Annotated in this window: 18 protein-coding genes; 2 read left to right on the forward strand and 16 right to left on the reverse strand. The window is 71.2% G+C overall.

The window, feature by feature from the left end; genetic code table 11:
- Positions 1–3: 3 nt before the first annotated feature.
- The 7 genes from ACFVYL_RS12400 to ACFVYL_RS12430 are packed head-to-tail and all read right to left on the reverse strand — an operon-like array spanning position 4 to position 7,720.
- Positions 4–2,517 (reverse strand): NADH-quinone oxidoreductase subunit G, encoded by a 2,514-nt coding sequence (locus tag ACFVYL_RS12400; RefSeq protein ID WP_389714883.1) that lies wholly within the window; start codon positions 2,515–2,517, stop codon positions 4–6.
- Positions 2,514–3,875 (reverse strand): NADH-quinone oxidoreductase subunit NuoF, encoded by a 1,362-nt coding sequence (gene nuoF / locus ACFVYL_RS12405; RefSeq protein ID WP_389714885.1) that lies wholly within the window; start codon positions 3,873–3,875, stop codon positions 2,514–2,516. The genes ACFVYL_RS12400 and nuoF overlap by 4 nt, the downstream gene beginning before the upstream one ends.
- On the reverse strand, positions 3,875–4,690 hold the full coding sequence (gene nuoE / locus ACFVYL_RS12410) for an NADH-quinone oxidoreductase subunit NuoE (RefSeq protein ID WP_389715093.1): 816 nt from the start codon (positions 4,688–4,690) through the stop codon (positions 3,875–3,877). The genes nuoF and nuoE overlap by 1 nt, the downstream gene beginning before the upstream one ends.
- A gap of 41 nt (positions 4,691–4,731) precedes the next feature.
- A complete protein-coding gene (locus tag ACFVYL_RS12415) occupies positions 4,732–6,066 on the reverse strand; it encodes an NADH-quinone oxidoreductase subunit D (protein ID WP_389714887.1) in 1,335 nt (444 codons plus the stop codon).
- Positions 6,066–6,788: an NADH-quinone oxidoreductase subunit C gene (locus ACFVYL_RS12420; RefSeq protein WP_389714888.1), complete on the reverse strand. Its 723-nt coding sequence runs from the start codon at positions 6,786–6,788 to the stop codon at positions 6,066–6,068. Before ACFVYL_RS12420 ends, ACFVYL_RS12415 begins: the two co-directional genes overlap by 1 nt.
- Complete coding sequence (locus tag ACFVYL_RS12425) at positions 6,785–7,339, reverse strand: NuoB/complex I 20 kDa subunit family protein (protein ID WP_389714890.1); 555 nt, start codon at positions 7,337–7,339, stop codon at positions 6,785–6,787. The genes ACFVYL_RS12420 and ACFVYL_RS12425 overlap by 4 nt, the downstream gene beginning before the upstream one ends.
- 21 nt (positions 7,340–7,360) lie before the next feature.
- Entirely contained in the window at positions 7,361–7,720 is a 360-nt protein-coding gene (locus tag ACFVYL_RS12430; protein WP_030420561.1) for an NADH-quinone oxidoreductase subunit A, read from the reverse strand.
- 850 nt (positions 7,721–8,570) lie between these two features.
- Here ACFVYL_RS12430 and ACFVYL_RS12435 point away from each other — a divergent pair.
- Positions 8,571–9,392: a C40 family peptidase gene (locus ACFVYL_RS12435; RefSeq protein ID WP_389714891.1), complete on the forward strand. Its 822-nt coding sequence runs from the start codon at positions 8,571–8,573 to the stop codon at positions 9,390–9,392.
- Positions 9,393–9,492: 100 nt separating this feature from the next.
- Here ACFVYL_RS12435 and ACFVYL_RS12440 read toward each other — a convergent pair whose 3' ends face one another.
- Both ACFVYL_RS12440 and ACFVYL_RS12445 read right to left on the reverse strand, forming a co-directional pair.
- On the reverse strand, positions 9,493–9,822 hold the full coding sequence (locus ACFVYL_RS12440; RefSeq protein ID WP_389714893.1) for a putative quinol monooxygenase: 330 nt from the start codon (positions 9,820–9,822) through the stop codon (positions 9,493–9,495).
- Between the two features lie 131 nt (positions 9,823–9,953).
- Positions 9,954–11,240, reverse strand: coding sequence for a geranylgeranyl reductase family protein (locus ACFVYL_RS12445; RefSeq protein WP_389714895.1), 1,287 nt, complete (start codon positions 11,238–11,240; stop codon positions 9,954–9,956).
- 97 nt (positions 11,241–11,337) lie between these two features.
- On the opposite strand from ACFVYL_RS12445, the gene ACFVYL_RS12450 reads away from it, so the two are divergent.
- Entirely contained in the window at positions 11,338–11,889 is a 552-nt protein-coding gene (locus ACFVYL_RS12450; protein WP_389714897.1) for a GNAT family N-acetyltransferase, read from the forward strand.
- 123 nt (positions 11,890–12,012) lie between these two features.
- Here the strand turns inward: ACFVYL_RS12450 and ACFVYL_RS12455 are convergent, their stop codons facing one another.
- The 7 genes from ACFVYL_RS12455 to ACFVYL_RS12485 all read right to left on the reverse strand — a co-directional run bounded on the left by ACFVYL_RS12455 (position 12,013) and on the right by ACFVYL_RS12485 (position 22,945).
- Positions 12,013–14,595: a zinc ribbon domain-containing protein gene (locus tag ACFVYL_RS12455; protein WP_389714899.1), complete on the reverse strand. Its 2,583-nt coding sequence runs from the start codon at positions 14,593–14,595 to the stop codon at positions 12,013–12,015.
- Between the two features lie 177 nt (positions 14,596–14,772).
- Positions 14,773–15,468: a demethylmenaquinone methyltransferase gene (locus tag ACFVYL_RS12460; protein WP_389714901.1), complete on the reverse strand. Its 696-nt coding sequence runs from the start codon at positions 15,466–15,468 to the stop codon at positions 14,773–14,775.
- A gap of 353 nt (positions 15,469–15,821) precedes the next feature.
- Complete coding sequence (locus ACFVYL_RS12465) at positions 15,822–16,421, reverse strand: hypothetical protein (protein WP_389714903.1); 600 nt, start codon at positions 16,419–16,421, stop codon at positions 15,822–15,824.
- A 15-nt stretch (positions 16,422–16,436) separates the two neighbouring features.
- The gene (gene mqnC, locus ACFVYL_RS12470; protein ID WP_389714905.1) at positions 16,437–17,636 is read right to left on the reverse strand and encodes a cyclic dehypoxanthinyl futalosine synthase; all 1,200 of its coding nucleotides are present in this window, start codon (positions 17,634–17,636) and stop codon (positions 16,437–16,439) included.
- A 76-nt stretch (positions 17,637–17,712) separates the two neighbouring features.
- Positions 17,713–18,432 carry a prepilin peptidase gene (locus ACFVYL_RS12475; protein ID WP_389714906.1) on the reverse strand — a complete coding sequence of 240 codons (720 nt, stop codon included), beginning with the start codon at positions 18,430–18,432 and terminating at the stop codon, positions 17,713–17,715.
- A gap of 376 nt (positions 18,433–18,808) precedes the next feature.
- On the reverse strand, positions 18,809–21,868 hold the full coding sequence (locus ACFVYL_RS12480) for a BTAD domain-containing putative transcriptional regulator (RefSeq protein WP_389714908.1): 3,060 nt from the start codon (positions 21,866–21,868) through the stop codon (positions 18,809–18,811).
- A gap of 288 nt (positions 21,869–22,156) precedes the next feature.
- On the reverse strand, positions 22,157–22,945 hold the full coding sequence (locus ACFVYL_RS12485) for a hypothetical protein (RefSeq protein WP_389714910.1): 789 nt from the start codon (positions 22,943–22,945) through the stop codon (positions 22,157–22,159).
- Positions 22,946–23,512: the final 567 nt, after the last annotated feature.

Consider the following 23,512-nt stretch of genomic DNA (forward strand, 5'->3'; position numbering starts at 1 on the left):
GCGTCACGACGTCACCTCCGGGGCCTCGGTGGGCTCCGGCGGGACCGCCGGGCCGATGCGGACGAGATCGCCGGGGCGCGCGCCGGTGTCCGACATGACGCCTCCCCCGGCCGAGTTCAGCGGCAGCCAGACCACCCGGTCGGGCATCTCCGTGATCCGGAGCGGGAGTTCGGTCGTACCGGCCGGTCCCGCGACGGTGAGCGGGGCGCCGTCCCGCACGCCCGCCTCGGCCGCGGTGGCGGCGGACACGCGCGCGTGGGCGGCGTGCCGGGTGCCGGCCAGTGCCTCGTCGCCGTCCTGCAGGCGGCCCTGGTCGAGCAGCAGCCGGTGCCCCGCGAGAACGGCCTCCCCGGCGGCGGGCCGCGGCGGCTGGGCGCCGGTCTCAAGGGGTTCCGTCGCGTGCGGCCCGTCCCAGCCGCCTAGCCGGTCCAGCTCGCGGCGGAGCGTCACCAGGTCGGGCAGGCCGAGGTGGATGTCCCCGGCGTCGGCCAGCATGTGCAGCACGCGCGCGTCGGTGGGCGCCGGCCTGTGCGTCAGCTGGTCCGGCTTCAGCGCGGCGTCGAACATCCGTACCCGGCCCTCCCAGTTGAGGAAGGTGCCCGGCTTCTCCGCGACCGCGGCCACCGGCAGGACCACGTCGGCCCGCTCCGTCACCTCGCTGGGCCGCAGCTCCAGCGAGACCAGGAAGCCGACCTCGTCGAGCGCCTCGCGTGCGCGCGCGGGATCGGGCAGGTCGGCGACCTCGACGCCCGCCACCAGGAGGGCGCCGAGCTCGCCGGTCGCGGCGGCCTCGACGATCTGACCGGTGTCGCGGCCGAAGCGGTGCGGGAGTTCGGCGATACCCCAGGCGCCCGCGACCTCTTCCCGCGCGCGCGGGTCGGTGGCCGGCCGGCCGCCGGGCAGCAGCGAGGGCAGGGCGCCCGCCTCGATGGCGGCGCGCTCGCCCGCCCTGCGCGGGATCCACACCAGCCGGGCGCCGGTCGCGGAGGCGGCCCGGACGGCGGCGGTGAGCCCACCGGGCACGGCCGCGAGCCGCTCGCCGACGACGATGACGGCACCCTCGGCGCGCAGCGCCTCGGCCGCCTCGGGCCCCGCGCCCTCCAGGCCGACACCCGCGGCGAGCGCGTCCAGCCACTCGGTCTCGGTGCCCGGCGCCGCGGGCAGCAGCGTGCCGCCCGCCTTCTCCAGGCCGCGGGTCGCGAACGTCGCGAGGCAGAAGGTGCGCTGACCGTGCTTGCGCCAGGCCTTGCGCAGCCTCAGGAAGACGCCGGGCGCCTCCTCCTCGGACTCGAACCCGGCGAGCAGGACGGCGGGGGCCTTCTCCAGGAAGGCGTACGTGACGCCGCTCCCGTCGAGGTCCCGGCCCCGTCCGGCCACCTTGGCCGCGAGGAAGTCGGCCTCCTCGCTGCTGTGCACGCGCGCGCGGAAGTCGATGTCGTTCGTGGCGAGCGCCACGCGCGCGTACTTGCTGTACGCGTAGGCGTCTTCCACGGTGAGGCGGCCGCCGGTGAGGACCCCGGCCCGGCCGCGCGCGGCGGCGAGACCGCGGGCCGCGGCCTCCAGGGCCTCGGGCCAGCTGGCGGGCTCAAGATCACCCGTCGAGGCGTTGCGCACCAGGGGGGTGGTCAGCCGGTCGGGACGCTGTGCGTACCGGAAGCCGAAGCGCCCCTTGTCGCACATCCACTCCTCGTTGACCTCGGGGTCGTCCGCCGCGAGCCGCCGCATGACCTTGCCGCGCCGGTGGTCCGTGCGCGTCGCGCAGCCGCCCGAGCAGTGCTCGCACACCGAGGGCGACGACACCAGGTCGAAGGGGCGGGAGCGGAAGCGATACGCCGCCGAGGTCAGCGCGCCGACCGGGCAGATCTGGATGGTGTTCCCGGAGAAGTACGACTCGAAGGGGTCGCCCTCACCGGTGCCGACCTGCTGGAGGGCGCCGCGCTCGATGAGCTCGATCATCGGGTCGCCCGCGACCTGGTTGCTGAACCGGGTGCAGCGCGCGCAGAGCACGCACCGCTCGCGGTCGAGCAGCACTTGCGTCGAGATCGGCACCGGCTTCTCGTACGTCCGCTTCTTGCCCTCGAAGCGGGTGTCCGCGTCGCCGACCTGCATCGCCTGGTTCTGCAGCGGGCACTCGCCGCCCTTGTCGCAGACCGGGCAGTCCAGCGGGTGGTTGATGAGCAGCAGCTCCATCACGCCGCGCTGCGACTTCTCCGCGACGGGCGAGGTCAGCTGCGACTTCACGACCATGCCGTCGGTGCACGTGATGGTGCAGGACGCCATCGGCTTGCGCTGGCCCTCCACCTCGACGATGCACTGGCGGCAGGCGCCCGCCGGATCGAGCAGCGGGTGGTCGCAGAACCGGGGGATCTCGATGCCGAGCAGTTCGGCGGCCCGGATCACCAGCGTCCCCTTGGGGACGCTGATCTCGATGCCGTCGATGGTCAGCGAGACGAGGTCCTCGGGCGGAACCGCCGCCTCCGCGCCCCCGGAGGCGGCGTTGTTGGTGGTCACTGTCATGCGTTCACCTGCGCGCTTTCAGCGGGCCGGTCGGCCCAGAGAGTCGACTTGGCCGGGTCGAAGGGGCAGCCCTTGCCGGTGATGTGCCGCTCGTACTCCTCGCGGAAGTACGTGAGGGAGGAGAAGATCGGCGAGGCCGCGCCGTCGCCCAGGGCGCAGAAGGACTTGCCGTTGATGTTGTCGGCGATGTCGTTCAGCTTCTCCAGGTCCGCCATGACGCCCTTGCCGGCCTCGATGTCGCGGAGCAACTGCACCAGCCAGTACGTCCCTTCACGGCAGGGTGTGCATTTGCCGCAGGACTCGTGGGCGTAGAACTCGGTCCAGCGGGTGACGGCCCGCACGACGCACGTCGTCTCGTCGAAGCACTGCAGCGCCTTCGTGCCGAGCATCGATCCGGCGGCGCCGACGCCCTCGTAGTCGAGGGGGACGTCGAGGTGCTCGTCGGTGAACATCGGGGTCGAGGAGCCGCCCGGGGTCCAGAACTTGAGCCGGTGCCCGGCCCGCATGCCGCCGCTCATGTCGAGCAGCTGGCGCAGCGTGATGCCGAGCGGCGCCTCGTACTGACCGGGGCTGGTGACGTGCCCGCTCAGCGAGTAGAGGGTGAAGCCGGGCGACTTCTCGGTGCCCATCGCCTTGAACCAGTCTTTTCCGCGGTTGAGGATCGCGGGAACGGATGCGATGGACTCGACGTTGTTCACCACAGTGGGGCACGCGTAGAGGCCCGCGACCGCAGGGAAGGGGGGACGCAGTCGCGGTTGACCACGGCGGCCTTCGAGCGAGTCGAGCAGCGCGGTCTCCTCACCACAGATGTACGCGCCCGCGCCCGCGTGCACGGTGAGTTCCAGATCGAGCCCGCTGCCCAGCACGTTCTTCCCGAGGTAGCCCGCCGCGTAGGCCTCGCGGACGGCCTCGTGCAACCGCCGCAGTACGGGGACGACTTCACCCCGCAGATAGATGAAGGCATGCGACGAACGGATCGCGTAGCACGCGATCACGATCCCCTCGATGAGGGAATGCGGGTTCGCGAAGAGGAGCGGGATGTCCTTGCAGGTCCCCGGCTCCGATTCGTCGGCATTGACAACCAGATAGTGCGGTTTGCCGTCGCCCTGCGGGATGAACTGCCACTTCATCCCGGTGGGGAACCCCGCGCCGCCCCGGCCCCGGAGCCCGGAGTCCTTCACGTACGCGATGAGGTCGTCGGGGTCCATGGCGAGCGCCTTGCGCAGCCCTTCGTACCCCTCGTGCCGCCGGTAGGTCTCCAGCGTCCAGGACTTCTCCTCGTCCCAGAAGGCCGAGAGGACCGGTGCGAGGAGCTTCTCCGGGCTGGTCTCGTTGTTGATCTCGGCTGCCAAGGTCATCACTCCCCCTCCTCGGCGGTCGGTCCTGCCGGGTGCGCCGGGTCGGATGCCGAGGTCTGCTGCGGTGCGTCGTGCGAGCTGAGGTGTTCGGGGGGCGTCTGGTCCTGCGGGCCTCCCGTGCGCGGGTGGACCACGCGTGGCTGCGGCAGTTCGCCCTTGGCCAGGCGCAGGCCGATCAGCGAGGCGGGCCCCGCGCCACCGGTCGCCTCGACGGCGCCGGGGCGCTCGTCGGGGAAGCCGGCCAGGATCCGGGCGGTCTCCTTGTACGTGCAGAGCGGCGCCCCGCGCGTGGGGGCGACCGGTGCGCCCGCGCGCAGGTCGTCGACGAGCCGCTTGGCGGACTCGGGGGTCTGGTTGTCGAAGAACTCCCAGTTGACCATCACCACGGGGGCGAAGTCGCAGGCCGCGTTGCACTCGATGTGCTCAAGCGTGATCTTGCCGTCCGCGGTCGTCATATCGGCCCCGTCGTCTCCGACGCCGAGGTGCTGCTTGAGCTCGTCGAAGATCGCGTCGCCGCCCATGACGGCGCACAGCGTGTTGGTGCAGACGCCGACCTGGTAATCACCGGAGGGCTTGCGCCGGTACATGGTGTAGAAGGTCGCGACGGCCGTGACCTCGGCCGTGGTCAGGCCAAGGAGCTCGGCGCAGAACCGCATGCCCGTGCGCGTGACATGGCCCTCTTCGGACTGCACGAGGTGCAGCAGGGGCAGGAGCGCGGAGCGGGAGTCGGGGTAGCGGGCGATGACGTCCTTGGCGTCCACCTCCAGCCTGGCCCGCACGTCGGCCGGGTAGTCGGGGGCGGGGAGTTGGGGCATGCCGAGGCTGACGCCCGCGCCCTGCTCGGAAGGGGTGCTGGTCACCGGTCGACGCCTCCCATCACGGGGTCGATGGACGCGACGGCGACGATGACGTCAGCGACCTGGCCGCCTTCGCACATCGCCGCCATGGCCTGCAGGTTGGTGAAGGACGGGTCGCGGAAGTGGACCCGGTAGGGGCGGGTGCCGCCGTCGGAGACGACGTGCACGCCGAGTTCGCCCTTGGGCGACTCGACCGCGGTGTACGTCTGGCCCGGCGGGACCCGGAACCCCTCGGTCACCAGCTTGAAGTGGTGGATGAGGGACTCCATGGAGGTGCCCATGATCTTCTTGATGTGGTCGAGCGAGTTGCCGAGTCCGTCCGGGCCGAGGGCCAGCTGGGCGGGCCAGGCGATCTTCTTGTCCTCGACCATGACCGGGCCGGGGGCGAGCCGGTCCACGCACTGCTCGATGATGTGCAGCGACTGCCGCATCTCCTCCAGGCGGATCAGGAAGCGCCCGTAGGAGTCGCAGGTGTCGGCGGTCGGGACGTCGAAGTCGTAGTTCTCGTAACCGCAGTAGGGCTGTGTCTTGCGCAGGTCGTGCGGGAGGCCGGCGGAGCGCAGGACCGGGCCCGTGGCGCCGAGCGCCATGCAGCCGGCGAGGTCGAGGTAGCCGACGTCCTGCATGCGGGCCTTGAAGATGGGGTTCCCGGTGGCGAGCTTGTCGTACTCGGGGAGGTTCTTCCTCATCGTCTTCACGAACTCGCGCAGCTGGTCCACCGCGCCCGGCGGCAGGTCCTGGGCGAGTCCGCCGGGCCGGACGTACGCGTGGTTCATCCGCAGGCCGGTGATCAGCTCGAAGAGATCGAGAACGAGTTCACGATCCCGGAAGCCGTAGATCATGATCGTCGTCGCGCCGAGCTCCATGCCGCCGGTGGCGATGCACACCAGGTGCGAGGAGAGGCGGTTGAGCTCCATGAGGAGCACGCGGATGACCGAGGCGCGGTCCGGGATCTGCTCCTCGATGCCGAGGAGCTTCTCGACCCCGAGGCAGTACGCCGTCTCGTTGAAGAACGGCGTCAGGTAGTCCATGCGCGTGACGAACGTCGTGCCCTGCGTCCACGTGCGGTACTCGAGGTTCTTCTCGATGCCCGTGTGCAGATAGCCGATGCCGCAGCGGGCCTCGGTGACCGTCTCGCCGTCGATCTCCAGGATGAGCCGGAGCACACCGTGCGTGGACGGGTGCTGCGGGCCCATGTTGACGATGATGCGCTCGTCGTCGGACTTGGCGGCGGACCGGACGACCTCGTCCCAGTCGCCGCCGGTGACCGTATATACGGTCCCCTCGGTCGTCTCGCGGGGCGAAGCGTGGGAAGTGCCCTGTGAAGTGGACATCAGCTGTACGACCTCCGCTGGTCCGGAGCCGGGATCTGGGCGCCCTTGTATTCGACGGGGATGCCGCCGAGGGGGTAGTCCTTGCGCTGCGGGAACCCCTGCCAGTCGTCCGGCATCATGATCCGCGTGAGCGCCGGGTGGCCGTCGAAGATCAGGCCGAAGAAGTCGTACGCCTCGCGCTCGTGCCAGTCGTTGGTCGGATAGACCTCGACCAGCGAGGGCACGTGCGGGTCCGCGTCGGGGGCGGTGACCTCCAGCCGGATCAGCCGGTTGTGGGTGATCGAGCGCAGGTGGTAGACGGCGTGCAGCTCGCGGCCCTTGTCGCCGGGGAGGTGCACCCCGCTGACGCCCGTGCAGAGCTCGAAGCGCAGGGCCGGGTCGTCGCGCAGGGTCCGCGCGACGCGCACCAGGTGCTCGCGCGCGATGTGGAAGGTGACTTCGCCGCGGTCGACGACCGTCTTCTCGATCGCGTTCTCCGGGACGAGGCCCTGCTCCTCCAGGGCCCCCTCCAGTTCGTCCGCGGTCTCGTCGAACCAGCCGCCGTAGGGGCGCGAGGTCGCGCCGGGCAGCGTGATGGTCCTGACGAGCCCGCCGTAGCCGGAGGTGTCCCCGCCGTCGTCGGCACCGAACATGCCCCTGCGGACGCCGATGACCTCGCCGGCCGCGTCGCGTGGGGCCGGTACGCCGTTACCGTTCGGGTGCTCGTCGTGCGCGTCGCTCACCGCAGCAGCCCCTTCATCTCAATGGTGGGGAGCGCCTTGAGGGCCGCCTCCTCCGCCTCACGGGCCGCTTCTTCCGCGTTCACGCCGAGCTTGGTGTCCTGGATCTTCTGGTGGAGCTTGAGGATCGCGTCCAGCAGCATCTCGGGGCGCGGCGGACAACCGGGCAAATAGATGTCGACCGGGATGACGTGGTCCACACCCTGCACAATCGCGTAATTGTTGAACATTCCGCCCGATGAAGCGCAAACCCCCATGGAAATCACCCACTTGGGATTCGGCATCTGGTCATAGACCTGCCGCAGCACCGGCGCCATCTTCTGGCTCACCCGGCCTGCCACGATCATCAGGTCGGCCTGGCGCGGTGAACCGCGGAAGACCTCCATGCCGAAGCGCGCCATGTCGTACCGCCCGGCGCCGGTCGTCATCATCTCGATGGCGCAGCACGCGAGGCCGAACGTGGCGGGGAAGACGGACGACTTCCGCATCCAGCCCGCGGCCTGCTCGACGGTGGTCAGCAGAAATCCGCTCGGCAGTTTCTCTTCGAGTCCCATGCTCTTTGACCCCTCAGACCCTTAGTCCCATTCCAGGCCGCCGCGCCGCCAGACGTACGCGTAGGCGACAAAGACGGTGAGCACGAAGAGCAGCATCTCCACGAGCCCGAAAATCCCCAGCGCGTCGAAGGTGACGGCCCAGGGATAGAGGAAGACGATCTCGATGTCGAAGACGATGAAGAGCATCGCCGTCAGGTAGTACTTGATGGGGAATCGCCCGCCGCCGGCCGGCGTCGGCGTCGGCTCGATGCCGCACTCATAGGCCTCTAGCCTCGCGCGGTTGTACCGCTTTGGACCGATAAGCGTGGCCATGACCACGGAGAAGATCGCAAAGCCTGCCCCGAGGGCTCCCAGCACGAGGATGGGCGCATAGGCATTCACGCTCCTCGCTCCTCTCAGTCGGCACTGACTGTTGGCGGTTACGTCGGACCGAGTCCCGCTCCCCATCGAAGATCGCTTACATGTGAAGCAGGTCACAAGCCCAACTGCCCCGCATCTTATGCCCGCCGGTCTGTGATCTGCGACACGGGGTGCGACAACGGCTTTGTGATCTCCACCACCTGACGAAGGATCATGAAGTCGGATGAGCGGTGATCTTCGTACGCGAAGCGCCTGAGTGATCACTAGAGGTGACATCTCGACACGTCGTCGCTGGTCGAAGAGGTGGCGCTCTATCAAGCGGTGGCGCCTGCACGCAAATTGGCGCTGGACGCCGTCGCTTGATAGGGGAGCCGCGTTCACACTTTGGCGGCAGAGGCGCGGACGGATGTGGACGGATGCGGACGCGTGCGCGGATTCACGAGCACCCCGAGCCCACCCCGAGCCCACCCCGAGCTCGCTCCGGACGACGCACGCGACGGGCACCCCTTCTCCACCCCTCGCACACCCCTCACGCGCACGGGCGGCCGCGGCGGAAACCGCGGGAGATCTCAGGGATGTCTCAGCGAGATCTCAGGAAGATCCCCAAGGGGTCGCCGTGTGACCTGTGCCACAGAGGTACCCCTGCCGAATAAGCCGGGCTTGGCCAACGGACTCAACGGGTGGTAGACCGTGGGCAATTCGGGCGTATCGCAGAAAACCCATGATCACAGGCGTGATCAGCCCTGTCCGCATTGCCCGTTACGGCGTCAATAAAGAGCGACACGCCCGGGATTCAAACCCGAGAACGGCAACTGTGGCGCAGCACACGTTTCTTGAAGGGAACCGTGAGTCCCTGATAGCGGTTGGTCTCATGTCCCACACCGCTCACATACCCAGCCACCGGAAGCCCCGTCGCAGCGCCTCGAAGATTGCCCTGCGCGCCGGAGTTGCCGGTGGCGTCCTCAGCACCCTGGCAGTGGCCGCGGCGGCCGGTACGGCGAACGCGGCCGAGCCGGTGTCCGAGACCATCGAGATGCCCACGCTCACCACCGATCTGTCCGCCCAGATCGCGCAGTCGGCAGCCGCCACCCAGCAGGCCGCCGACACCTACGAGTCGCGCGCCGAGCAGGACGCGGCCGCCGCCAAGGCCGCCAAGCAGGCCAAGGAAGACCAGGCCAAGGCCGAGAAGAAGGCCGAAGCCGAGCGCAAGGCCAAGGCCGCCGCCGCCGCCAAGAAGAAGGCGGAGGAGGAGCGCGCCTCGCGTTCCACCGAGCGCACCACCCTCTCCGCCTCCACGCAGTCCGCCTCCGACACCTCGGACGCGCCCGCCCCGGCCAGCGGCAGCGTCGGCAGCGTCATCAGCTTCCTCAAGGCCCAGCTCGGCGACGCGTACGTGATGGGCGCCTCGGGCCCGAACGCCTGGGACTGCTCCAGCCTCGTGCAGGCCGCGTTCAAGCAGGCGGGCGTGGACCTGCCGCGCGTCTCGCAGGACCAGTCGACCATGGGCACCGAGGTCGGCACCTCGAACCTGCAGGTCGGCGACATCCTCTACTGGGGTGGCAAGGGCTCGGCGTACCACGTGGGTGTGTACATCGGTAACGGCCAGTACCTGGACGCCGCCAACCCCGGCAAGGGCGTTGTCATCCAGGACCTGTCGGGTTACCCGGCCTCGGGCGCCGTGCGCGTCCTCTGACGGCCCCTTAGAGCTACGACCAAGGGCCGGAACCCCCCTGGAGGGGTTCCGGCCCTTGACGTGTCCTGAGAGGGCTTCTCAGGCGTTCCTCACGCCTTCGTCAGGCGTTCTTCGGCTTCAGCTCCGCCATCTCGGACCAACCGGTGCCCTCGATCTCGGTGTTCACGATCTGCGGCACGGAGGCGATGAGCCCGCCCATCGTCTCCAGGCCTGCCTTGAAGTGGTCGGAGTTGACGTGCGCGGCGCCCGCGTCCCCGTCGGCGAAGGCCTCCAGGAGCACGAACTGGTTCGGGTCCTCGACGGAGCGGGACCACTCGAAGAAGACGTTGCCCGGCTCCGCGCGCGTGGCGGCGGTGAATGCGGCGGTCCGCTCGATCCAGCTGTCGCTGTGCTCGGGGCGGACGGTGAACTTGACGGCGATGAAAATCATGCGGCCAGCCTGCCCCGAAACCGACGGGTGGGGCAAACCGGGCACCATGGCTCCGACCAGTGCCGCGGCGCCCTCCTGGTGAGGTGACATCGCGGGGGCGCCCCGGAGCCGTGCGCGGCGCCCCCCGACGCTCACGCCTTCGGTGCCACCTTGCTCAGGCCGTTGATGATGCGGTCCATCGCGTCGCCGCCCGTGGGGTCCGTCAGGTTCGCCAGCATCTTCAGCGTGAACCTCATCAGGATGGGGTGGGTCAGGCCGCGCTGGGTGGCGATCTTCATGACCTTCGGGTTGCCGATGAGCTTCACGAAGGCGCGGCCCAGCGTGTAGTAGCCGCCGTAGGTCTCCTTGAGCGTCTTCGGGTAGTTCTGGAGTGCCAGTTCGCGCTGGGCGGGGGTGGCACGCGCGTGTGCCTGCACGATGACGTCCGCCGCGATCTGGCCGGACTCCATGGCGTACGCGATGCCCTCGCCGTTGAAGGGGTTCACCAGGCCGCCCGCGTCGCCGACGAGCATCAGGCCCTTGGTGTAGTGCGGCTGACGGTTGAACGCCATCGGCAGCGCGGCGCCGCGGATCGGCGTCGTCATGTTCTCCGGGGTGTAGCCCCAGTCCTCCGGCATCGAGGCGCACCACGCCTTGAGGACCTCGCGCCAGTCCAGCTCGCGGAACGACTTGGAGGAGTTGAGGATGCCGAGGCCGACGTTGGACGTGCCGTCGCCCATGCCGAAGACCCAGCCGTAGCCGGGCAGCAGCCGGTCCTCGCCGGGCCCGCGGCGGTCCCACAGTTCCAGCCAGGACTCCAGGTAGTCGTCGTCGTGGCGGGGCGAGGTGAAGTACGTACGGACGGCCACGCCCATCGGGCGGTCCTCGCGGCGGTGCAGGCCCATGGCGAGCGAGATCCGCGAGGAGTTGCCGTCGGCCGCGACGACGAGCGGGGCGTGGAAGGTGACGGGCGTCTTCTCCTCGCCCATCTTGGCGTGCACGCCGGTGATGCGGCCGGTCCGGTCGTCGATGACCGGCTCGCCTACGTTGCACCGCTCGTACAGGCGCGCGCCCGCCTTCTGCGCCTGCCGGGCCAGCTGCTCGTCGAAGTCGTCGCGCTTACGTACGAGGCCGTAGTCGGGGTAAGAGGCGAGTTCCGGCCAGTCGAGCTGGAGCCGCACCCCGCCGCCGATGATGCGCAGGCCCTTGTTCCGCAGCCAGCCCGCCTCTTCGGAGATGTCGATCCCCATGGACACCAGCTGCTTGGTGGCGCGGGGGGTGAGTCCGTCTCCGCAGACCTTTTCCCGTGGGAACGCGGTCTTCTCCAGAAGGAGTACGTCGAGTCCGGCCTTCGCCAGGTAGTACGCCGTCGTCGAACCGGCAGGTCCGGCTCCGACGACGATTACGTCCGCTGTGTGTTCGGAGAGGGGCTCGGTCACGGCGGGTTCTCCCCAAGGCTCGAAATCTGTGTGCCGACCGGCACGGGATATGGGCAGTCTATGAGGCGGTACTGATCAGCCAGCCGAAGGGCCACACGTGACCGACCGGACCGACACCCTGCCCGCGCCGAACCTCCCCGACGTGCGGCTGCGCGTCCCCACCCACGAGGACGCCGCCGTCTGGCACCGGCTCTTCGACGACCCGGAGGTCATGGAGTTCTTCGGCGGCTCGTCCGCCGAGCTCTCCATGTACGAGGAACTCACCGCCCGCCAGCGCAGACACGACGCCGAACTCGGCTACTGCCTGTGGACCCTGCTCGACGCCGACGACGAGCCGATCGGCTTCACGGGCGCCCAGCCCTGGCCACGGGACTGGGGCCCGACGGGCGAGATCGAGATCGGCTGGCGGCTCGCCCGCACGGCCTGGGGCAAGGGGTACGCGACGGCGGCCGCCCTGGCCACGGTCGAACGGGTGCGCGCGGCGGGCGTGCCGAGCGTGGTGGCGATCGTCGCCGAGGGCAACGCACGCTCCATCGCGGTGACCCGCAAGCTCGGCATGGAGCTCGCCGAGTCGTTCACCACTCCCCCGCGGATTCCCGGCGACGAGGCATCGCGGCAGACGGCCCACTGCTTCCGCCTCACGCTGTAGCAAGGCTGCAGCACGGCTGGTGGTGGCCCCGCCCCGGTCTCCGGGAGTCCGGAAGTCCTGGAGACCGGGAGTCCGGTAGCCCGGGAGCCCGGCAGTACGTCCGGGGCGGGGCCGGGGCCGTCGTCAGTCCGTCAGGCGCCAGGTCTCCAGGGCCGTCCTGTGCGTCCTCGCGCCCTCGTCCGCCGGCCAGAAGTCCTCGCGCCAGGACAGCTGGATCGCGTACTCCGTACCGTTCTGGGCGATGTAGCTCTGGTTGAGCGCGTGGATCGGGCGGCCCGACGCGTCGGTGTACGTGTACTCCCAGATCGCGCCGTCCTGTCCCTGGAAGGTGTTCTCCGTCAGCCGGACCCGGTCGTAGTCCGACTTGTCCGGCGCGGATTTGGTGTGCTTCTCGATGTTCTTGAAGTTCTCGTACGAGGTGTACGGCGCGTCCGTCACGACGCCGACGAGGAACTCCTCCCGCCCGGTCGGTCCCGCGTACGTGATCTGACCCGGTCGCTCGGGGTTCACGGACTGGCGGGTCCAGCCCTCGGGCACCGCGAAGGAGAAGCCCTCCTGGTCGGTCACCCGGTCGGTTCCTGCGGGGGTGTCCGACGCGCCGGTGACGTCGCGGCCGTCGCTGCCGCTCGGCTCCGGACTCGGCGACGGCGATGCCACCGGGCTCGGAGCCGCACTCGGGGCCTCGGACCGGCTGACCGCGGGCCGGTCGTCCTTGCCCGCTCCGTCCGCCTTGTCGTCCCCGGTGTCCTGCCAGAGCAGGATCCCGGCCGTCGCGCCGCCTCCGACGACGAAGGCGACGGTGAGCGTGGCGACCCAGATCCCGGCCCGCCCGCGCGAGGTGGCGGCGGGAGGCTGGTGACCGATGTGGACGGGGTGCGGGGCGTAGGCGGGGGCGGCGGCGCTCTGGGGGTGGGGGTAGGCGTACGACGGGGCGGCCGTGCCGGAGGGGGGCGCGCCGGGCGCGACAGGCGTGCCGGGCGTGCCGATCGCGCCGACCGCGTCGGACGTCGGCTGTTCGGCGAGGGGGACGGCGGGTGCGGGTGCGTCGGAGGCGGGGGCCGCGGTCGGCGGTCCCGCGGGCATCCCCGGCACCGGCGGCGTGCCGGGCGGCGCGTACGCGGGTACGAGTGAGGCTCCGGCTCCCGGCGCGGATGCGGCTCCTGGCATGCCAACGCCGCCCCGCTGCCCCGCCATCCGCAGCAGATACGGGCCGATCAGCACCGCGGGGACGATCCACAGCAGCCCGAACAGCAGCACCTCCGCGACCGCGAGCCCCACCTCCACGCTGCCGCTGCCCCCACTGCCGGACTCGCCGAACCCCGACCCGCCGTCGAAGGCCCGGCCGGACAGCTCGACGCCGATGCCGCTGAACCCGGCGAGCAGCAGGACGAGCCCGAAGAAGACACCACCGGCGAGCAGGGCCTCGCCCCGGCCCGCGCAGCGCCGCGCCGCGGTCACGCCCAGGGTCAGCGCACAGACCAGACCGAGCGCCAACGCCCCCACGATTGCCCAGTCGTTGGTGACGTCGCCCAGTTCGGAGAGGCCGAACGAGCCGCTCTCGTTCCCGCTCCCGTACATCGAGCTGCTACCGCTCACCGACCCCTCCGCGGCCGCGCCCCAGCCGATGCCGAGTGCCGTGACCGCGAGATTCGGCAGGACGAGCAGGGCGACGAGGAGCGGCGAGATGTCGCTGTCGTCGAGGTCGGTGAGTTCGGCCAGGTCGTCGATCTGGGTGAGGCTGATGAAGGCGACGACGGAACAGAGCGCGAGGACGACGACGAGGGCGCGCAGCGCGGCGCCGGTGGCCCGCAGGGCGGCCTGCGCGCCGGGGCGCGCGGCGACCCAGTGCGCCAGGCCGGGCCGGTGCAACACCGCGCAGGAGACGGCGAGTCCGAGCACCAGCGCCCCCAGCGCGGCGAGCACCGGGGACGACGACAGTTCGATCCCCTCGATCTCGGGCTGCGCGAAGAGCGCGAGGGCGAGGACGCCCGCGGTCACCAACAGGGCGACGCGGAGGGCCGCTTCGAGTCCCGCGGTCCCGCCGCCTTGGACCGCGCCCCGTGCCACGAGGCGGTTGCGCAGCACCCGTACGCCGATGAAGAGCGCCAGGATCCAGAGCACGGTCACGGTCAGCGGGACGGAGTGCAGGGCCGCCGAGCCTTCGAGCGCGGAGCCGGACGTGTCCGACCCCACCCCCAGACCGCCGGAGCCGCCGGAGCCACCGAAGTCCGGCCGGTCCTCACGGCCCGACAACTCGAAGCCGCCGCCGACCGATTGGAGCAGCAGCGCGAGCGCGATCCGCATCCGGTCGGTGAATCCGACGACGGCGTCGTCGTCCTGCCCGTACGAGGGGATGGCCAGCGACACGGCCGCGATCATCAGCAGCGCGACCGGCCAGAGCGCGGCCCCCGCGGACCCGGCCCAGTCGCCGCGGAACGTACGCCCGAGGAAGGCGCCGACGGGGGACGGGCCGGCCGGGGCGTGGGCGGGAGGCGGCGCGACGGGCGGCGGCGCGACGGCAGGCGCCGGGGGCTGCTTCGGTTCGAGCGGGGACGGAGACGGAGGCGGGGGCGGGGGCGCGTCCGTCGGTTCCTCGGCGGTCGGTTCCTCGGCGGTCGGCTCGGGAAGGCGTTCGCGCCCGCACTTCATGCAGAAGCGGGCCTCATCGGGGGCGGGAGCCCCGCAGTGTGGGCAGTACGACGCCATCAAGACGCTCCGTGGACTCAAGAGTTCAGCAACAGGAGGCGGATCCGACCCGTAAGCGCCGCATAAAGAAATGGCAGGGTCGTATCAACGGACACATCTTGCCCGCTGGCTGGTTCCCATGAGTCACAGAACCCCAGTCTCGACTGGAGCGTTACGAAGTGCGGCCGGCTCGCCCGGTCAGCCCTGCTTGAACCCGCGGTGCAGCGCCACGACGCCGCCCGTGAGGTTGCGCCAGGCCACCTTCGACCAGCCCGCGTCCTGCAGCCGCGCGGCGAGCGCGGGCTGGTCGGGCCAGGAGCGGATCGACTCGGCGAGGTAGACGTACGCGTCCGGGTTCGAGGACACCGCGCGCGCGACCGGCGGCAGCGCCCGCATCAGGTACTCCTCGTAGACCGTGCGGAACGGGCCCCACGTCGCGTGCGAGAACTCGCAGATCACGACGCGGCCGCCGGGCTTCGTCACCCGGTACAGCTCGCTCAGCGCGGCGTCCGTGTCCTGGATGTTGCGCAGCCCGAAGGAGATGGTGACCGCGTCGAAGGTGTCGTCCTTGAACGGCAGCTTCGTCCCGTCGCCCGCCGTGAACGGCATCCAGGGGTGGCGCTGCTTGCCGACCCGCAGCATGCCGAGGGAGAAGTCGCAGGGCACGACGTACGCGCCGGCCTGCGCGAACGGCTGCGAGGAGGTGGCGGTGCCGGCGGCGAGGTCGAGGACCTTCTGCGCGGGGCGGGCGTCGACGGCCCTCGCGACCTCCTTGCGCCAGAGGCGGGCCTGGCCGAGGGAGAGCACGTCGTTGGTGAGGTCGTACCGTTCCGCGACGTCGTCGAACATGGTGGCGACTTCGTGCGGCTGCTTTTCCAGGGTGGCTCGGGTCACCCGGCCTATTGTGTCAGGCCGGTCTTCTCTCTTGGCGTCGGCCCGTTTCGCCTGCGGCGGGCTTTTGCGCAGTTCCCCGCGCCCCTTGTCTGGCCTCGTCTTCTTCCGCGGGCTTGCCGGGGTTGCTCGCGCCGTTCCCCGCGCCCCTTGTCCCGGCCTCGTCTTCTTCCGCGGGCCTGCCGGGGTTGCTCGCGCAGTTCCCCGCGCCCCTTGTCCCGGCCTCGTCTTCTTCCGCGGGCCTGCCGGGGTTGCTCGCGCCGTTCCCCGCGCCCCTTGTCCCGCCTCGTCTTCTTCCGCGGGCCTGCTGGGGGTGCTCGCGCAGTTCCCCGCGCCCCTTACGGGGCCTGGGGGGCTCAGCGGGAGCGGTAGAGCAGGCGGCCTGCCAAGACCGTGGCCACACACGTGTTCGCGCCCTCGTTGACCAGGGTCTTGCGGTCGGGGACGTCGAAGGCCGCGAAGCGGGCCGGGGACCCCTCCCTCAGGGGTGGGAGCAGGACCAGGGGGGTCGGGGAGAGGGACGGCGGGCCCGGGAGGCGGGGCGGGCGTTGGCCCAGCGCAAGGCCCGCCCTGCGGACGGCGTCGACGACGGGACGGGCACGGAGTTCGCCCGCGATCGCCACCGTGCCGTGCGCGAGCAGGCGCTGGATGCCGCGCCGGGCGCTCGCGCCGAGGAGGGACGGGTCCGCGCGGAAGAGGGCCGCCGCGCGCTCCCCGCCGATGGGCTTCGTGCCGAGCCGGCCGGCCTCGCGCGGGTCGGGGTGGTACGTGGCCTCGAGGAGTTCGGGACCGTACGGGTTGAGCAGGCCCGGCGTGAGGATGCCGGGCCAGCGCCGGACGCGGGCCGCGGGGTGGGCCGCGGCCAGCTCCTCGTACGGGCCGACGGCGGCGACGCTCGCCCCGTCGACCAGGACCGCCGCCTCGGGTGAGCGCTCGGCGACGTGAAGTGTCAGCAACGGGGCCTCAGTTCCTCAGTTCGTGGCGAGGAGCTTCAGCTCCGGGTGGGCCGTGCCGCCCTCGATCGCCGTGGAGGAGATGTGCGAGGCGACGCGGTCGTCGACCGGGTCGTTCGCCGGGTCGTCGTGCACGACGAGGTGCTCGTACGTGGTGGCGCGCTGGGCGGGCACGCGGTCCGCCGTGCGGATCATCTCGATCATCTCGCGGAGGTTCGAGCGGTGCTTGGCACCGGCCGACGAGACGACGTTCTCCTCCAGCATCACCGAGCCGAGGTCGTCCGCTCCGTAGTGCAGGGTCAGCTGGCCGGCCTCCTTGCCGGTGGTCAGCCAGGAGCCCTGGATGTGCGCGACGTTGTCGAGGAAGATCCGGGCGATCGCGATCATGCGGATGTACTCGAAGATCGTCGCCTGGGTGCGGCCCTTGAGGTGGTTGTTCTCGGGCTGGTACGTGTACGGGATGAAGGCCCGGAAGCCTCCCGTCCGGTCCTGCACGTCGCGGATCATGCGCAGGTGCTCGATGCGCTCGGCGTTGGTCTCGCCCGTGCCCATGAGCATCGTGGACGTCGACTCGACGCCGAGGCCGTGCGCGATCTCCATGATCTCCAGCCAGCGCTCGCCGCTCTCCTTGAGCGGGGCGATGGCCTTGCGGGGGCGGGCCGGGAGCAGCTCGGCACCGGCGCCGGCGAAGGAGTCGAGCCCGGCGGCGTGGATGCGCTGGATCGCCTCCTCGGCGGACACCTTGGAGATGCGGGCCATGTGCTCGACCTCGGAGGCGCCGAGGGAGTGGATGACGAGCTGCGGGAAGTTCTTCTTGATCGCCGAGAAGTGCTCTTCGTAGTACTCGACGCCGAAGTCCGGGTGGTGCCCGCCCTGGAACATGACCTGGGTGCCACCGAGCTCGACGGTCTCGGCGCAGCGCCGCAGGATGTCGTCGAGGTCGCGCGTCCAGCCCTTCTTGGTGTCCTTCGGGGCGGCGTAGAAGGCGCAGAACTTGCAGGCCGTCACGCAGACGTTCGTGTAGTTGATGTTCCGCTCGATGATGTACGTCGCGATGTGCTCCGTACCCGCGTACCGGCGGCGGCGGATGGCGTCGGCGGCGGCGCCGAGCGCGTGCAGCGGGGCGTCGCGGTAGAGGTCGAGCGCCTCTTCGGGAGTGATCCGCCCACCTGCGGCGGCACGGTCGAGGACGGACTGGAGGTCGGCCTTCTCGGTCACCGGGGCGTCCCTTTCGTAAGGGTTGTGGACGGACCACGCCAGCGTACGCCAGCGGCATCGGCCGTCCGACGTGGGCTCAAGCGGCGTAGCCGCCGAGGAGCAGCCCCACGAACGCGCCCGAGATCAGGAACGGGCCGAACGGGATCGCCGTCTTGCGCCCCGCCCGGCGCGCGATCACGAGCCCGGCCCCGTACAGCGCGGCCAGCAGGAACCCGGCGAAGGTCCCCAGGAGCAGCACGCCCCACCCGTACCAGCCGAGCACGGCCCCGAGGCCGAGCGCCAGCTTCACGTCTCCGAAACCCATGCCGTTGGGGTTGATGAGGAAGAGCACGAAGTACGCGCCGGCCAGCGCGAGCGCGCCGTAGAGCGCCCCGGCCCAGGAGCCGCCCTGCTCGGGCAGGAGCGTGACGGCCCCGAGCAGCCCGAGCGCGGCGCCGCCGAGCGGCAGCGTGAGCACGTCCGGGAGCCGGTGCACGGTGAAGTCGACGAGGGCGAGCAGCACGCCGAAGGGCGCGAGCAGGAGCCAGGCGCCGAGCTCGGGCCGGGTGCCGGTGGTGAGGGCGAAGGCGGCGCAGACGAGGGCGGTGACCGGCACGACGCCCGCGGTCCGCGGCCCGTACCAGCCGCCCCGCGGGCAACGCGCGAGCCCGACCCACGAGGCCAGGGGCTGCCCGCCGGGGCTCTCGGCCCGCCACTCCTCGTCGGGCGCCACGGACAGCCGATAGGCCGCACGCGGCACGAACAGCCCGGCGATGGCGCCCCACAGGGCGCCGCCGAGGACGAGGATCAGCGACACGGGTTATGGCTTTCCGGGGTGGGTGGTGGGGTGTGGGGTGGTGGGGTGTGGGGTGGTGGGGTGCGGGTGCGGGGTGGTGGGGTGCGAGGTGGTGGGGCGGCCGACCGGACGACCGGCATCGCGGGCGGCGGGGCGACCGGGATCGCGACCGGCATCGCGGCTGACCGCGGGGCCAACGCGCAGGCCCACCGGGCGACCGGCGGTCGGACCGACCAAGTAGTGGGCGCGCCGGTCTTTGGCCAGGCGGACGGCGGTCGGACCGACCAAACGGTCGGCACGCCGGTCGGCCAGGCGGACGGCAGACGGGTCGTCCAAGCGGACGGCAGGCAGGTCGGCCAAGTGGTCGGCCGTGCCGGCGGCGGGCGGGAGCAACGCGTCAGCCCGCCGCGCCGACGCCACTGCGCCACGTCGGCAGCAGCTCGTCGAGGAGTGCCTCCGTGCGGGGCGGCAGACCGCGCGCGCCGCTGCGGGCGACCAGGTCGGCCGCGACCTGGCGCAGCCGGGCCGGGTCCCCCGTGGCGTGCGTGGCGCGGAGCAGCTCGTTCCAGAGACGCTCGTCGCCCGGCGCGGAGCCGAGCGCCGCGCCGAGCGCCTCGATCGCCTTCTCCGCCCGCCCCTTCTCCAGGTGGAATTCGGAGAGCGCCAGACCGATGTCGGCGACGAGCAGCGGCAGCTGGGCGTCGATGATCTCGTGCGTGAGCCAGCCGTACCGCCCCTGCGGCCGGTCGGCGAGCAGCGGCCCGCGCACCAGGACAAGCGCGTCGGTGAGCATGCGCCCGCGCACGGCACGGTTGCCCGCGCCGCGGCCCTGCGTGGCCTCGTGGTAGAGCGAGCGCAGCACGTCCAGGTCGGACACGACGGACTTGGCGAGCGTGAGCCGCCCGGTCCCGTCGACGGACAGCCGGGGCGACCCGTCGGGCTCGGTGCCGAGCCACTCGCGCAGCCGCTCGACGAGCGCGTCCCGTACGTCGTCGGTGACGCCGCGCGGCCACAGCGCGGAGGCGAGCACCCGGGGGTGGACTCCCTCGCGGTGCAGGAGCAGCAGGGCAAGCGCCTCGTGCAGCAGTGCGCTGCGCTCGCCGTCCGGGGCCTCCAGGCCGATGATCTCGTACGTACCCACGAGGCGGGCGTAGACCGCGGGCCTGCCCTGCTCGGTGACGTCGACGAGGAACGGCGGGGCCGCGCCGGTAGGGCCGTCGCCCGGGCCCGAGGGGTTCCCGGAGCCGTCCGGGTCGGCCTCGGTGAACAGCTGCACGACGGCCCGCTGCTGGGCCTCGGGCAGCGACTGCGCGTCCAGTTCGAGCCCGAGCAGCGGCGCGAGCAGCTTGCCCTGCCGGGTGATCTCCATCTCCCAGGCGGCGCCGGGCAGACCACCGGACTCCGCGCCGGACTCCGCGCCGGACTCCGTGCCGACGAGGTAGCCGATGCCCAACCTGCTGGCGTCGGCGGCCAGTTCGGCGAGCTTGACCGCGTCCTCGGCGCTCGGCTCGGCGGCGAGCAGCACGAGGTGCGGGGCCCAACGAGTGTGCTGGGCGGGCCCGGTGCGGCCGGTGAGCACGGAGTCGTGTCCGGCGGCGCCGAGCGCTCCGCGCCGCTGCCGCGTCTCGGCCTCCATCGTCTCGATGAGGGCCTCGACGTCCTCCAGGTGCCGCAGCCGGTTGGGGGCGAGCGGGGTGAGGTCCTGGCCGAAGCCGACGACGGTGATGGTCATCCGGTCCGACCAGCCGTTGGTGGCGAGCTCGGCGGCGACCGAGGCGAAGACGGCGGCACGGTCGGCCGGGCTGCCGCTCAGCGAGACGATGCCGGGCACGGACTCCAGGTTGAGGAGCAGCCGCGAGTCGTCCATGGTGCCCAGGCTGACGAGCCCGGGGTAGGGCGCTGCGGTGTCCACGTCCTCGTACCGTTCGGCGTCGGCGCGCGACAGCATCCAGAACGTCTGGTCCTGCCCCAACTGCCAGGGCGCGGGCGGCCGTCCCGCGGGCTGGGCGAGCTGCAGGTGCAGGTCGCCGTTGCTCAGCCAGGCCGCGTACACGGTCGGCAGGGCGCGGTTCTCCTCGGCGAGCGAGGCGGCGAGACCGCGCAGCGACAGGTCGAGGAGGCGTACGCCCTCGGGGTCGGCGCCCACGAGGAGCGCGTCCTGCGCGTCGGCCGCGGCCCCGGAGGGCGTCGGCGGCTGCATGCCGCCGCGCCCGCCGACCGCGCCCATGGCCGACTGCCACAGGGCGTGCCGACGACGGCGGCCGAGCGCGCCGAGGAGGCCTGCGGCGAGGAGGGGGGCGCCGAGGAGGGCCTGGGGCAACCCGAAGTCGAGGCCTTCGGAGGGGGCGGCCGCTTCGGCGCCGGGGGTCTGCGCCGCGGGGGCGTGGGCGTCCGGTGTGGCCGGGGCCTGCGGCATCGCGGGCTTCTCGGGGGCGCCGGGCCGCTGCTCGGGCAGGACGATGTGCGCGGTGTCGCGGTCGACGGAACGTCCGCCGCCCTGCTGCTGTCCCCCGCTCTCCCTGCCCGCTCCGGCCTCTCCGGTCTTGGAGTAGTCGGAAATCTGCTCCTTGACGTCCTCGGAGACCTTGGGCGCCTCGTCGGGCATCTCGACGAGCTCGCCGCCATGCGCGTCCGCGGGCATCTCCATGATCCAGCCGGGCCGGATGAGGCTGGCCTCGGAGAGCTTCGAACCGTCGGGCTGCTCGCGGTCCTTGTTGAGCTGGTAGATCTCCTTGTACCGGCGGCCGTCGCCCAGGTGCCGTTCCGCGACCTCCCACAGGGAGTCGTGGTGGCGCCCCTCGGGGGGCTGGATCCGGTAGTACTTCGTGTCGCCGTCCTTGGCGCCGCTCCCGCCGTCGGCGTGCGCGGCGGCCTGGTCGGCCTGCGCGGCCAGCGCGTCGGCGGCGCTCGCCGCGGCCTGCTGCTCCTGCCCGAAGAGACCGGGCGTCTGCTGGGCGGCGGCGGACGCCGGCTTCTGGTTGCCCTCCAACGACTGCCCGAACTGCGAGAGCCCCGGCGCGAAGCTGGCGGCGGTGGCCCCGACGAGCAGTACGGCGGCGACCAGCTGCCGCGCGAGCATCTGGCTGCCGCCGGCACCCGGCACCCGGTTCGGGATCCCGACGCCGGAGAGCGCGGCCTTTATCTCCACCAGCACACAGGCGGTGAACTGCGCCCAGGCGAACCAGACGACGACGGTCAGCACATTGATGAACGTGCTGACGGTGATCTCCTGCTGCAGCCACTCCAGCGAGGGGGCGCCACCCGGCAGCGGCCACCCCACGAAGACCACGAGGGCCCCGGGCACGCCGACGAGGAGCACGGCCAGCGCGACGAAGGCGAGGAAGGCCTTGACGAAGTCCGCGAAACTGCGCCGCCGCCGCGGCAACGGCTGCGGCGTACGGTTCCGCGGGCCCTGCGGGTTCGGCGGGCTCGTCGAGCGTGAAGTGGTGCGCGCCATGGCGGGTGTCCTGGTGTCCTGTGGGGAGGAGTGGATGGGCAGGTGGGTGGGGAGAGGGTCGGGTGATCGTACTGGGGTGATGGTACGGAAGGGGCCGAAGCTCAGACAGAGGCGGACGCCGCAGCACCCGCCCGGTTACGACCACCCCGCCCCAAAGGCCCGTTTCACCCCCTGCCCGACGGGGCCTGTCACCGACCGGTCCGAGCCCTGCGGTTACTTGGATCGGGGGGTGTCGTCACAGTTGCGGAACGGATGGGTGGCGGGGGCCTTCGCCTCGGCTCTTGACGGTCAGTCGCCCGACGGGGCGGCCCCGCCTCGGACCGGACGTCCACCAGTACCGGTAAGCGGGTCGTCGAAGCTGACCAGTTCGACACCGCCCCGCAAGATGCGGCGGTAGTCCTCTCGGCGATGCACAGCCTGGGTGCTCAGAGTCATGACAGCGAGACGTTCACCGTCCGGATGAGGCAGGTGGGCGTGGATCTGGAGCAGGGGGGCCACCGCAAGCCCACGCCCACTGGCCGCCATGGGCGTCCGCACGGTCTCGGTCAGACTGACCGGTCCACAGGGGGCGTTCTCGATGTACTCGACGTACAGGGGTTCATCCCCCTCGCAGGACGAGGTCGCCCGCGCTGCCGTGACGGACGGTGGAGCGATGGCGATGTCACGCCACGAGAGAGTCAGGAAGGACAGCAGCAGAGCCCCACCGGTGCCGCCTGCTTCGGCCCCGCATCCCCGTGCATCTCCGTGACTCCCTGGCAGGGCCCCGTCGCCAGTTTCGCTGTCATCACGGTGCAAACCGATTGCACAGTAGACGGTCCCCAACTCGCACAGCATCACCAACATTTGTTGCGCCGATTCAACGTGTGCCACGAGAAGTTGCCGAGCCAGTTCATCAGGTGCCGTGTCCAGAATCCGGCCCAGTGCAGCACGAACTGATCCGCTCCCCGTCCCGTCCGAAAGGTTCAGCAGAGTGTTCAGCGGAATGACAGTGAATCCCGCGGGCTCCGCGAACCAGATGTCAGCCTTCGGATCCCGGACGGATTCATCGATGACGAAAAGCGAGGGAGTGTCCTGCACGCTGATTTCCCATACATGTGAGGGGAGGCACCGAAGTTGCGCGACCCCGGCGGCACGGTCCCGCACCGGCAGCGACTCTCAGTTCAGGGGGACGGAGTAGGCGGTACTGCCGGCCCCGGTACGCGGGCACCTGCGTGACGAGCACGCTCCAAGGCGCCAGGACTGGCATTCCAGCCCACTGGTTCAGCACGCCGGTCCACAGCATTCGTTTGGTACAGGAGGTGCAGTCGACGGGGCGCCGAGCCACCGCGGCCGACGGCGACCACAGCGAGGAACCGAGGATCACCGGCGAACCACAGAGGTTCGAGTTCCGCCTTGCGCTCGGGCTTCGTATGGGGAGCGCCGATCCGCCTGAACCACCAGTGACTCCGATACGCGGATACAAAGGTCAGGGGAATGTTCTCAGTGACGACATCCGGGTTGGGGACTTCGAACCACATGCGCTTGTCGGAGGCTGCCGGGTGCGGTGCAATACCCTTCGGGACGTCTACGAGAAGCTGCCATTGATACGCTCTCAGCACTTTTCGCATACGCATCGAGGCGCGAACAAAGGAATATTCCACCAGG

The organism is Streptomyces sp. NPDC058308, assembly GCF_042880275.1.
Lineage (GTDB): Bacteria > Actinomycetota > Actinomycetes > Streptomycetales > Streptomycetaceae > Streptomyces.